This is a genomic window from Streptococcus sp. 151470009-6 (assembly GCF_053628175.1).
Window position 1 is genome coordinate 19,917 of sequence record NZ_JBSEZF010000007.1, and the last position, 12,209, is coordinate 32,125.

The following is a 12,209-nucleotide window of genomic DNA, read 5'->3' on the forward strand; positions in this document are numbered from 1 at the left end:
AGAAATTGATATAATGGTTATATCTGCTACAGATAGATGGTCCGTTGGTCAAGGGGTTAAGACACCGCCTTTTCACGGCGGTAACACGGGTTCGAATCCCGTACGGACTATTTTATCCGCCATAGCTCAGTTGGTAGTAGCGCATGACTGTTAATCATGATGTCGTAGGTTCGAGTCCTACTGGCGGAGTCAGATAAAAAGAACACCAGGTGGTGTTCTTTTTATTCTTAGTTTGTATCACCTAACATTTTCATAAGGAAGTCTGTCATTTCTTGCGGGCTTTCTTTTTTTCCGTGTGCAATCCACGTCTGGCAAACTCCGAATAGGGCATTTGTTAGATAAATGCTACTGTATTCTAGTTCAATTGGATTGAGTTGTAGTTGCATAAAACGTTTCTGAAGATCAGTACTAAGCATAATATGCAGTTTATTTCTCAAGAAATTTTGAATTTCTTTGGTTCCATTTTCAGAAAGAAGAGCAGCCAGAAGTGGTTCTGATTCTAGATATTCAAATACTTCTAAAATAGCATCTCTTTTATGATGAACATGTTTTTGAAAAATATATTCAAAGGTATGAAAGAGTTTACTTTGGTAGTGCTCAATCATATCATACTTATCCTTGTAGTGAGTGTAAAAGCTGGAACGACTAATTCCGGCTTTTTCTGCTAACTTGACAGTAGAAATTTGATCAAAGGGGTAGTCCGTCAATAATTGAACCATGGCATTTTCGATAATACGTTTTGTTTTTAAGCGTTTGTTACTTTCTTTCATAATTTCTCCTTTTACACAAAAATAGACTATATGTCTAAAAAAATATTTTTTACCTTGTAATTTGGATTTTTTTATGTATAATCTATTATATCAAAATTTTAGACAATATGTTTAAAAAAGGAGGAAATATGTTTAAAGAATGGAAAGCAATATTTAAAAAACCGACCTTTATCATTGTAATGATAGGGATTTCTCTCATTCCAGCTTTATACAACATTATATTTTTATCTTCCATGTGGGATCCATATGGTCAAGTATCGGAGTTACCTGTGGCAGTTGTCAATAAAGATAAGGAAGCTTCTTATAATGGACAGACAATGACAATAGGTGAAGACATGGTGTCTAATTTGAAAGAAAATAAGGCTTTAGATTTTCATTTTGTAAATGAAGAGGAAGGGGAAAAAGGGCTAGAAGATGGTGACTACTATATGGTAGTGACTTTACCAAGTGACTTATCTGAAAAAGCTACTTCTATCCTAACAAATCATCCTGAACAGATGCAGATTGATTATCAGACTTCAAGTGGGCATAGCTTTATTGCAAGCAAGATGAGTGATTCTGCAATGACACAATTAAAACAAACCGTTTCTACTAATGTAACTGAAACGTATTCCAAGGCTTTATTTCAAAAAATGAATGACTTGAAGTCTGGAGTAAATAAGGCAGCTGATGGAAGTGAACAACTGGCTAATGGAGCGAATCAATTGGTGACGGGAAGTCAAACATTATCTGCAAATCTTAATACTCTAGCAAACTCAAGTGTAACTTTTTCAAATGGAGTAGATCAATTTACAAAAGGTTTATCTAGCTATGTATCTGCTATAGAGCAATTACATATTGGTTTAGGGACTTTTGATAGTGGTTTACAAAGTTATACAAATGCCGTTTCACAGGTTGACACTGGACTGGGTCAATTAGCGTCAAAAACTCCCGAGTTGGTGACAGGTGTAAATCAACTAAATACAGGTATAAAGTCCTACACAGGTGGCGTTTCACAACTGGATACAGGCCTCAATCAATTTTCAGTTGGTGTAAATGCTTATACAAGTAGTGTGAAAGAACTTTCTAACGGAACAAGTCAATTATCCAATCAATCAGCTGCCCTAAGAGATGGAATGGAGCAATTAAATACTGGTATTAAAGAAATTTCAAGTCAATTGGAGTCCTCATCTCAACAAAATGAAGAAATAGCTCAATTGGCAACTAGTCTAGGAGAGCTAAATAAAACACTACAAGCTCTTACGATATCAGATAATACTCAACTGAAAAGTACATTGTCAGAAGTTTTGCCAAATCTAACAACTCTTGCACAGGATATTGTGACCAAAAGTCAGACAGAACAAGAGAAAACTATTGCTAACCTTCAATCAACAGCTACTTATCAATCTCTCACAGATGAACAAAAGAAAGAACTGATAGAAGCTATTTCTAAAAATTCTAGTTCTACTATTGAGTCAGCAAAAACAATTTTAACGACAGTAGGAGGATTGAAAGAAAGTTTAGAGAATTCAGAACAACAAGTATCTAATCTATCTGATGTGCAGACGAAAGCAAATCAACTCTTACCTGCAGCATCTAGCTCCTTGACAACCTTGTCAAATGGATTTACAAAATTGCAAACTGCTGTAGATAATCAGTTGGTTCCAGGAAGTCAGTCAATTGAAAAAGGAGTTGTAAACTATACTAAGGGGCTGGACACAATTTCTATAGGTGCCAATAAACTAAGTGAAAAGAATGCAAACTTAACAACTAGTCTAGATCAATTAGTTTCTGGATCAAGTAAGTTGACACAAAACACATCAAACTTGACAAATGGAGTAGATACGTTAGCTGGAAAAGCTCCAGAATTAGTATCAGGTATAGAAAGTTTGTCATCTGGATCTGCTCAATTGAATAATAAGAGTCCAGAGCTGACAGCAGGTCTTACTAAATTACAATTTGGCTCTGGTCAATTAACAGACAAATCAACACAGTTACTTTCCGCAGCATCTCAACTAGGAAGTGGTGCTATGAAGATTTCAGATGGTACTGGAAAACTAGCAGAAGGTGGAACAAGCTTAACCTCTGGTCTTGAAGATTTACAGACAGGAGTTGGTTCATTAGGACAAGGATTAGGAAATGCTAATAATCAGCTCAAATCAGCATCAACAGAATCTGAAAATGCAGAAACATTATCTGAACCTCTAGTTCTTTCAAAAACAGATAACGACCAAGTTCCTGTAAATGGGATTGCTATGGCTCCTTATATGATATCAGTTGCTCTTTTTGTTGCTGCTATATCTACCAATATGATTTTTGCCAAGTTGCCTTCTGGACGTCATCCAGAGAGTCGTTTGGCTTGGTTGAAGTCTCGATCTGAAATAAATGGCATTATAGCTGTCTTAGCAGGTGTTTTAGTTTATGGCGGTGTCCATCTGATTGGTTTAACTGCTAACCATGAGATGAGAACCTTAATTTTAATTATAATCACAAGTTTAGCTTTTATGTCTATGGTGACAGCTTTAACAACTTGGAATAGCCGTTTAGGAGCCTTCTTCTCTCTTATTTTACTATTATTACAGTTAGCATCAAGTGCAGGGACTTATCCACTTGCTTTGACAAATGATTTCTTTAAAGGTATTAATCCATGGTTACCAATGAGTTACTCTGTATCAGGCTTACGACAAACAATCTCTATGACAGGAAATATTCATCACCAAGTGATTTTCCTTATTATAACACTAGCTTTCTTTACTGCTTTAGGTATGCTAGCTTATCAACCTAAGAAAATGGAGGAAGATTAAAAAGATTGACCAATTCCTTGGTCAATCTTTTTCTGTATTAGATAAATTTTGTCTGTAATTATAGATTCCAAAAAGAAGAAGGGCAGTTACTGAGCAGACTGCTCCAATAACAAAACCATTGGGAATAAAGGAAAGTGTAATGGTTCCTTTTCCCTTTGGAACATCAACTTTCATAAAACCAGTTTGAGCCTGCTTGATTTCAAGTTTTTTCCCATCTTGGTATGCAGACCAACCTTTGTCATAAGGAATGGTGAAGAAAATAGAGGTATCTTGTTTTACTTCATATGTAGCAAAGACTTTATTTTTAGAGGTGGATACTTCTACAGGTTGTTCTTTAATTTTTTGGATTGCTTCAGTAAAAGCCTGAGTATCTAAACGATAGAAGGTTGGAGATTCAAATGACACCTGAGAATTTTCAGGGAAACTAACACTGATATTGAAAGTTTTTTGTTCCTCAGTATAACCCAAATTAAAGAAATTAAATGCATTGTCAGTTGTAAAAGTCTTCTTTTCTCCATTGACAAGTATGTCAACCTTCTTTTGTTTATCATTAGTAAAATGAAGGTTTGAAAAAGAGAGATAGACTTGACTATTTTGAGGAACCTCAATTTGATAATCAATCCTTGCATCCTCATTCGTAGAACTCGTGATACTTGTTAAACCATCAGAATTATCTGTTTTATCATATGCTATTAGATAGAAGTAATCTAAGTTGAGATTAGCAAGCTGGTTTATAAATAAAGCCTGATTATCCAGAGTATGATTATTAAAGTTTACATCTGTGTAAATAGATTGAGTAGCAAAAGCAATGGGGAGGGAAAGTTGATTTTTATATAAGGTTAAATGATCCTTTTGATAAATCTCTTGAAAGCCATACTTATCAAGTGAGGTTTCAGAAATATTGTACTGGATTCCAAATAAACTGTCTGCTAAAATACTATTATTTGCATAACGAAGATTGAGGTTGGTTCCAGAGGATTTGAATCCAAGTTTATCCAAACTAGTGCTAGCTGAACGATTTCGTACAGATGAAAATTGAGAGATTCCATTGTAGTTAAATTTCATACTGTCATTTCCTGTTTGAATTTGCAGTTTCTCAGTACGTGTAAATGGATTGTCAATTTGGTTTAGAACGGATTCCATAGCGGTTATATCTCTATTATAGGCGCTACGAGAAGCAAAGGCCCATTCTTTAGCTATTCCTTCCATTTGAGCTGAAGCATTTAGGCTTATCTCAACTGTTATAAATAAAGGTAAAAGAATTGCAAATAGTTTTACAGAGATAAATTTTCTGATGACTGCAAGGAGTAAAAGAGCATAAACTAGGAGAAATTCAAGGGTGAGTAGGATATTCAGATCTGTTAAAAAAGAATAGTGTGATTTAAAATAGACAGTAGCCAAAAATCCTGTTAGTACAAGAAAAAGTGAGATAAATAGATTCCAGAGCTTCAGTTTTTTCAGACGATTTAAGACTTCTGCTGCAGTATAAATTAACAGAGTGGAAAAAATCCAAGCATAGCGATGCAAAAACATATTTGGAGTATGCATCCCCTGCCAAAATAAATCAAGTGCCTCTATGTAAAAGCTTGTTATTAAAAAAATAAAGAAAATTGCATAAGTAAGTTTCACGTGAAACTTGATGGATTTTATTGTGAAAAATAGAATGGTTAAAATAAAAGGAAGCAATCCAACAAAAATCATTGGTATAGATCCATACTTAGTTGTATCAAAAGATCCAATGAATTGTTTTGCAAAAATATCCAAATACCAACTACTATCTGTCTTTAATTTTGTAATGGCAGTTAACTTCTCCCCATGAGTTTGTAAATCAAACAATGTAGGAAGAGTCATAATCAAACTAGCCATTCCTGCTAAAAATGAGGCAACAACAAAATCAAGAAAAGATGATTTTCTATTTTTAAAATCCCATGAAATTTGGCAGAGATACCAGAAAATAAGAAACAATGCTGTCATATATCCAAAATAATAGTTTTGAATAAACAAGATTGACAGACTTGTAAAGTATAGTAGACGCTTCTTTTGTGTTATAAGTAGGTGTAAGCCAGTTATAATTAAAGGAATCAAGAAAAAAACATCTAGCCAGGTTTTTATCTCTAACTGACTGACTGTAAAGCTCATTAGAGCATAGGAAGTAGATAAGGACAGTTTTAAATATTTCGGAATATCTTTAAATAATCTATTTAGACTAAAGAAGGTTGACAGTCCAATCAATCCAAATTTTAATAGAGTTGTTAGATAAACAGCATCTGGCATATTCGACAGATTAAAAAAGTAAACCAGAGGTGAGAGAAAACTACCCAAGTAATAACTAGATAGAGCATAGAAATTCAGTCCGAGGCCACTTGTAAAGGTGTAAAACAAACTACCATTTCCATGTAGAATATTCCGTAAAGCCACATCAAAAATAACGTATTGGTGGAAACCATCTCCTAATAGTGGGGATGTATTGCTATTCCAGTAAATCCCTTGAGATAGATATACTCCAGACATAATCACTACAGGAATGATGAAAGAAATAAAATAGGTTCGATATGTTTTTAAAAATGATTTCATGTTACCTCGTAGAATGATAGAAAACTCAGTTGGTTAACCCAACTGAGTTTTGAAGTCTTATTTAGTCTTTCCAAAGATCTTTGACTTTTGCTTGTACTTCTGCATTTTCTAGGAATTCATCATAGGTTTCATCGATACGATCGATGACGCCATTCTTAGATAAAACAATAATATGGTTTGCCAAAGTTTGAATGAACTCGTGGTCATGACTGGCAAAGATGATTGATTCTTTAAAGTTTTTCAATCCATCGTTTAAGCTTGAAATAGATTCCAAGTCCAAGTGATTTGTTGGATCATCAAGTACAAGGACATTTGATTTCAGAAGCATAAGTTTTGAAAGCATGACACGAACTTTTTCTCCCCCTGACAAGACATTTACAGGTTTGTTAACCTCATCACCAGAGAAGAGCATACGACCAAGGAAACCGCGTAAGAAGGTATTATCGTCTTCTTCTTTACTTGCAAATTGACGCAACCAGTCAAGAATTGACTCGCTCCCTGCAAAATCAGCAGAGTTATCTTTTGGTAAGTAAGAGCGACTGGTAGTAATTCCCCACTTAACCGTTCCTTCATAGTCAATGTCACCCATGATCGCACGAATTAGTGCAGTCGTTTGAATGTCATTTTGTCCAATAAGAGCCGTCTTATCACCTGGACGCAAGATAAAGCTGATATTATCTAAAATAGTCTCACCATCAATCTTTACAGTTAGATTTTCTACTGTCAAGAGATCATTACCAATCTCACGCTCTGCTTTAAAGTTGATAAATGGATATTTACGACTGGATGGAACAATTTCTTCTAGTTCAATCTTGTCAAGCATTTTTTTACGAGACGTTGCTTGTCTTGACTTAGAAGCATTGGCAGAGAATCGAGCAACGAATTCTTGCAATTGCTTAATTTTTTCTTCCGCTTTGGCATTACGGTCTGCTAACAATTTAGCAGCAAGCTCAGAAGATTCCTTCCAGAAGTCATAGTTTCCGACATAGAGTTTGATTTTTCCAAAGTCAAGGTCTGCCATGTGAGTACATACTTTGTTGAGGAAGTGACGGTCATGGGATACAACGATGACAGTGTTATCAAAGTCAATCAAGAAGTCTTCTAGCCATGTAATTGATTGGATATCCAAACCGTTGGTTGGCTCGTCCAAGAGAAGAACATCTGGTTTGCCAAAAAGTGCTTTGGCAAGGAGAACTTTTACTTTTTCACCATTGGCCAATTCGCTCATGTTTTGGTAGTGCAATTCTTCTGGAATATTTAGATTTTGAAGCAGTTGAGATGCTTCACTCTCTGCTTCCCAACCTCCAAGTTCAGCAAACTCACCTTCGAGTTCAGCTGCACGAACACCATCTTCATCAGAAAAATCTTCCTTCATGTAAATAGCATCTTTCTCTTTCATAATGCTATAAAGCTTTTCATTTCCCATGATAACGACATCAATTGCACGTTCATCTTCATAGTCAAAGTGATTTTGACGAAGAACAGAGAGACGTTCATCTGGACCAAGAGAAATGTGACCAGTTGTAGGTTCGATATCTCCAGCTAAAATTTTTAAGAATGTAGACTTCCCAGCACCATTAGCACCAATTAATCCGTATGTATTTCCTTCTGTAAATTTGATGTTGACATCATCAAAAAGTTTGCGATCACTAAAACGTAGTGAAACATCAGATACTGTAAGCAATGTTTTTCTCCTATAATATGTAATACATTTATTCTACTAGAAAAGAGAGAAATATTCAAATTTTTCTTTGTCAATTTTATGTCAACTAAGTTTACAGTTATATTTACAGCGAATCGGCTCTTTGATTTAAATAATTTTCTGTTATTTTAACAAAAAAATGCTATAATTGAAGAGACCATTTCGAAGGAGAAAAAAATGACGAAACCCATTATTTTAACAGGAGACCGTCCAACAGGTAAACTGCATATTGGACATTATGTTGGTAGTCTAAAAAATAGAGTGTTACTACAGGAAGAAGATAAGTATGAGATGTTTGTTTTTTTGGCGGACCAACAAGCATTGACAGATCACGCCAAAGATCCTCAAACGATTGTAGAGTCTATTGGGAATGTTGCCTTGGATTACCTAGCAGTTGGATTGGATCCAAGTAAATCAACTATCTTCATTCAAAGTCAGATTCCAGAGTTGGCTGAGCTGTCTATGTACTATATGAATTTGGTGTCACTAGCTCGTTTGGAGCGTAATCCGACAGTAAAAACAGAGATTGCTCAAAAAGGATTTGGGGAAAGTATTCCGACAGGTTTTTTGGTTTATCCAATCGCTCAGGCAGCAGATATCACAGCCTTTAAGGCTAATTATGTTCCTGTAGGAACAGACCAAAAACCAATGATTGAACAAACTCGTGAGATTGTTCGTTCCTTTAATCATGCTTATAACTGTGATGTTTTGGTGGAACCAGAAGGTATTTACCCAGAAAATGAAAGAGCAGGTCGTCTACCTGGTCTAGATGGAAATGCCAAAATGTCTAAATCCCTCAATAATGGTATTTATCTAGCTGATGATGCTGATACTTTGCGTAAAAAAGTCATGAGTATGTATACAGACCCGGATCATATTCGTGTTGAGGATCCAGGTAAGATTGAAGGAAACATGGTTTTCCATTATCTAGATGTTTTTGGTCGTCCTGAAGATGCTAAAGAAATTGCAGAGATGAAAGAACACTATCAACGTGGTGGTCTTGGTGATGTGAAGACGAAACGCTATCTACTCGAAATACTTGAACGCGAACTTGGTCCTATTCGTGAGCGCCGTATCGAATTTGCTCAGGATATGGGAGAAGTGTATAATATGCTTCAAAAAGGAAGCGAAAAAGCTCGCGAGGTTGCAGGACAAACTCTATCTGAGGTTAAGGAAGCAATGGGACTTCATTATTTTAAATAAGCTTATATACTATAAGAAATTATCTTTTTTCGCACAGGAAAAGATAGTTTTTTTATTTGTCCTTGTATCATTTGACAAATTTTCATAGAATGGTATGATAGATACAATACAAAAAGAGTCAAGCTCAAAAAGAAAGAAATGAGGAAACTTCGAATGTCTAATTGGGACACTAAATTTTTGAAAAAAGGTTTTACCTTTGATGATGTATTGCTTATTCCAGCTGAGAGTCATGTGTTGCCGAATGATGCAGATTTAACAACAAAATTGGCAGATAATCTGACTTTAAATATCCCAATTATTACAGCCGCGATGGACACAGTCACAGAAAGCCAAATGGCCATTGCTATTGCTCGTGCAGGTGGTCTTGGAGTAATCCATAAAAACATGTCAATTGCGCAACAAGCAGACGAAGTTCGCAAGGTAAAACGTTCTGAAAATGGTGTTATTATTGATCCATTCTTCTTGACTCCAGAACATACCATTGCTGAGGCAGACGAACTGATGGGACGTTACCGTATCAGTGGTGTTCCAGTTGTAGAAACACTTGAAAATCGTAAATTGGTTGGTATTCTAACAAACCGAGATCTTCGCTTCATTTCAGATTACAATCAACCAATCTCAAACCATATGACCAGTGAAAATCTTGTCACTGCCCCTGTTGGTACAGATCTTGCAACGGCTGAACATATTCTTCAAGAACACCGTATTGAAAAACTTCCTTTGGTTGACGAAGAAGGCCGTCTTTCTGGCTTGATTACTATTAAGGATATTGAAAAAGTTATTGAGTTCCCAAATGCTGCCAAAGATGAATTTGGTCGTCTACTAGTTGCTGGTGCGGTGGGTGTCACTTCAGATACATTTGAACGTGCAGAGGCTCTCTTTGAAGCAGGGGCTGACGCAATTGTTATTGATACTGCACATGGTCACTCTGCTGGGGTTCTACGTAAAATTGCTGAAATTCGTGCTCACTTCCCAGATCGCACTTTGATTGCTGGTAATATTGCAACTGCAGAAGGTGCGCGTGCTCTTTATGATGCGGGTGTGGATGTTGTCAAAGTCGGGATTGGACCAGGTTCTATCTGTACTACTCGTGTGATTGCAGGTGTGGGTGTCCCACAAGTGACAGCAATTTATGATGCGGCAGCAGTTGCGCGCGAATATGGAAAAACGATTATTGCTGATGGTGGAATCAAGTATTCTGGAGATATTGTAAAAGCCCTTGCTGCAGGTGGAAATGCAGTTATGCTTGGTTCAATGTTTGCTGGAACAGATGAAGCACCAGGTGAAACTGAAATTTTCCAAGGACGTAAGTTTAAGACTTACCGTGGTATGGGATCAATCGCTGCAATGAAAAAAGGTTCAAGTGATCGTTACTTCCAAGGTTCTATCAATGAAGCAAACAAACTCGTTCCAGAAGGAATTGAAGGTCGTGTTGCCTATAAAGGTGCAGCAGCTGATATTGTCTTTCAAATGATTGGTGGTATTCGCTCTGGTATGGGTTACTGTGGTGCAGCCAACCTTAAAGAATTGCACGACAACGCTCAATTTATTGAAATGTCTGGGGCTGGTCTCAAAGAAAGCCATCCTCATGATGTACAAATCACTAATGAGGCACCAAACTACTCTATGTAAGAAGTAAAAAAGAACTCCTGAAATTCAGGAGTTCTTTTTGTTTACAAAGGTGTCAATTTTGATTTACAGATATTTTACCGTTTTGGATGTTGAAAACGCTAAGATTTTCTGGCAAGTTTTGTAAGTGATCTAAACTTGTTGTTGTGATGAAGGTCTGGATAGATTGTGAAATAGTTTCTAGTAATTTTAGTTGTCGTGTGTTGTCAAGCTCGCTCATAACATCGTCAAGCAAGAGTATTGGAGACTCGTTAGTAATGCTTTCCATTAGTTCAATCTCTGCTAGTTTGATAGAAAGCACAAGACTACGATGTTGCCCTTGACTTCCAAAACTGGCATCCATACCGTTGATATAGAAAGCAATGTCATCTCGATGAGGGCCAACACCAGTATTCTTTTTAAATAAATCTCTTGATCTACTTTTTTCTAAAGCCATTTTAAAAGAATCCATTAAGACTTCTTCATTAGTGAAGTTGACAGTTGATTGATAAGAAATTGATAACTCTTCTGATTGGTTTGAAATTTCTAAGTGTTTTTTTTGACCGAATTTCTCTAGGTCTTTGATGAATTTTATCCGATGTTTTATGACGCGACAACCATACTCTACTAACTGATCATCTAAGACCGATAGAAATGTTTCGTCAATCTTTTGACTGGATTTTAGGTAAGTGTTTCTTTGCTTGAGTATATGGTTATAGTTTGACAAGTCTGACAAGTAGATTGGTTTAATTTGTCCCAGTTCGATATCTATAAACTTTCGACGGACAGAGGGTGCTCCTTTAATTAACTGGAGATCCTCAGGTGCGAAGAGAACCACATTCATATGTCCGATGTAGTCTGAGAGGCGAGCTTGCTTTAAGTGATTGACTTTAGTCACACGCCCTTTTGGTGTTAAATCAATTTCTAGAGGGATAGAGCCTGTTTTTTTCTGAATCAAGCCAGAAAGATGGAGTTGTTCTTCATCAAAATGAATGAGATTTTTATCAGTCCGAGTCCGATGGCTACGTGTTAAGGCCAAGAAATAGATTGCTTCTAGAATGTTGGTCTTTCCTTGTGCATTTTGACCTAAAAAGACGTTTAATTTTGGATTGAAATCAATTTTCGTCTCTTTGTAGTTTCGAAAGGTTTTTATTGTTAAATGTTGGAGCCACATGATTATCTTCCTGGAAAACGTGGAGCTTGTTTGGTTTTAGGTGATAAAGTAGTTTTTTGTTTTTCTTTCTTTACACCCTTATTCATCTCTTTGACAAGTTTAGCAATCCGCTCTTTTTCAATCTTATCTGCTTGGTATTCTTCTTGCTCTTTTAAACTTGGTTGTGTCAAGGTGATGTCAATCTTTAAATCAGGGATGTCAATTATATCTCCTATACGGATCTTTTTCCCACGTCTAGTTTCTAATTCACCATTAAAGTAAACTTGATGTTCCATTAAAAAGGATTTAATAGCACCACCGCTTTGTATAATTCCAAGCTCTTTTAGGAGGGCTTGGAGCGTAATAAATTCTTCAAATAATTTGTATTCCATAATTCACCTCAATCTAAGGTATTA

The 12,209-nt window shown here is 36.1% G+C and carries 8 protein-coding genes and 2 tRNA genes; 5 read left to right on the forward strand and 5 right to left on the reverse strand.

Annotation, left to right across the window (positions count from 1 at the left end; translation table 11 throughout):
- Positions 1-38: 38 nt before the first annotated feature.
- Both ACUW6H_RS08815 and ACUW6H_RS08820 read left to right on the forward strand, forming a co-directional pair.
- A tRNA-Glu gene (locus ACUW6H_RS08815) sits at positions 39-110 on the forward strand.
- A 5-nt stretch (positions 111-115) separates the two neighbouring features.
- Positions 116-189: transfer RNA gene (locus ACUW6H_RS08820), tRNA-Asn, on the forward strand.
- Positions 190-227: 38 nt separating this feature from the next.
- Here ACUW6H_RS08820 and ACUW6H_RS08825 read toward each other — a convergent pair.
- The gene (locus ACUW6H_RS08825; protein WP_061407778.1) at positions 228-770 is read right to left on the reverse strand and encodes a TetR/AcrR family transcriptional regulator; all 543 of its coding nucleotides are present in this window, start codon (positions 768-770) and stop codon (positions 228-230) included.
- 128 nt (positions 771-898) lie between these two features.
- Between ACUW6H_RS08825 and ACUW6H_RS08830 the strand changes: the two genes are divergently transcribed.
- On the forward strand, positions 899-3,553 hold the full coding sequence (locus ACUW6H_RS08830) for a YhgE/Pip family protein (RefSeq protein ID WP_454364199.1): 2,655 nt from the start codon (positions 899-901) through the stop codon (positions 3,551-3,553).
- 21 nt (positions 3,554-3,574) lie between these two features.
- Here the strand turns inward: ACUW6H_RS08830 and ACUW6H_RS08835 are convergent, their stop codons facing one another.
- Positions 3,575-6,127 carry a YfhO family protein gene (locus ACUW6H_RS08835; RefSeq protein WP_096408757.1) on the reverse strand — a complete coding sequence of 851 codons (2,553 nt, stop codon included), beginning with the start codon at positions 6,125-6,127 and terminating at the stop codon, positions 3,575-3,577.
- A gap of 61 nt (positions 6,128-6,188) precedes the next feature.
- Complete coding sequence (locus ACUW6H_RS08840; RefSeq protein ID WP_096408755.1) at positions 6,189-7,811, reverse strand: ATP-binding cassette domain-containing protein; 1,623 nt, start codon at positions 7,809-7,811, stop codon at positions 6,189-6,191.
- Positions 7,812-8,006: 195 nt separating this feature from the next.
- Here ACUW6H_RS08840 and trpS point away from each other — a divergent pair, with 195 nt between their 5' ends.
- Together trpS and guaB are read left to right on the forward strand one after the other, a co-directional pair.
- On the forward strand, positions 8,007-9,032 hold the full coding sequence (gene trpS, locus ACUW6H_RS08845; RefSeq protein ID WP_000165461.1) for a tryptophan--tRNA ligase: 1,026 nt from the start codon (positions 8,007-8,009) through the stop codon (positions 9,030-9,032).
- 153 nt (positions 9,033-9,185) lie between these two features.
- Positions 9,186-10,664 carry an IMP dehydrogenase gene (gene guaB, locus ACUW6H_RS08850; RefSeq protein ID WP_061407768.1) on the forward strand — a complete coding sequence of 493 codons (1,479 nt, stop codon included), beginning with the start codon at positions 9,186-9,188 and terminating at the stop codon, positions 10,662-10,664.
- A 52-nt stretch (positions 10,665-10,716) separates the two neighbouring features.
- Here guaB and recF read toward each other — a convergent pair whose 3' ends face one another.
- Positions 10,717-11,814: a DNA replication/repair protein RecF gene (gene recF, locus ACUW6H_RS08855; RefSeq protein ID WP_096408752.1), complete on the reverse strand. Its 1,098-nt coding sequence runs from the start codon at positions 11,812-11,814 to the stop codon at positions 10,717-10,719.
- 2 nt (positions 11,815-11,816) lie between these two features.
- On the reverse strand, positions 11,817-12,185 hold the full coding sequence (yaaA, locus tag ACUW6H_RS08860; protein ID WP_000455885.1) for a S4 domain-containing protein YaaA: 369 nt from the start codon (positions 12,183-12,185) through the stop codon (positions 11,817-11,819).
- Positions 12,186-12,209 lie beyond the last annotated feature (24 nt).

Excerpts from the sequence above, each read along its gene's own strand:
- ACUW6H_RS08835 (WP_096408757.1), bottom strand. The coding sequence starts at position 6,127 with ATGAAATCATTTTTAAAAACATATCGAACCTATTTTATTTCTTTCATC.
- trpS (WP_000165461.1), top strand. The coding sequence starts at position 8,007 with ATGACGAAACCCATTATTTTAACAGGAGACCGTCCAACAGGTAAACTG.
- recF (WP_096408752.1), bottom strand. The coding sequence starts at position 11,814 with ATGTGGCTCCAACATTTAACAATAAAAACCTTTCGAAACTACAAAGAG.
- ACUW6H_RS08825 (WP_061407778.1), bottom strand. The coding sequence starts at position 770 with ATGAAAGAAAGTAACAAACGCTTAAAAACAAAACGTATTATCGAAAAT.
- ACUW6H_RS08830 (WP_454364199.1), top strand. The coding sequence starts at position 899 with ATGTTTAAAGAATGGAAAGCAATATTTAAAAAACCGACCTTTATCATT.
- yaaA (WP_000455885.1), bottom strand. The coding sequence starts at position 12,185 with ATGGAATACAAATTATTTGAAGAATTTATTACGCTCCAAGCCCTCCTA.
- guaB (WP_061407768.1), top strand. The coding sequence starts at position 9,186 with ATGTCTAATTGGGACACTAAATTTTTGAAAAAAGGTTTTACCTTTGAT.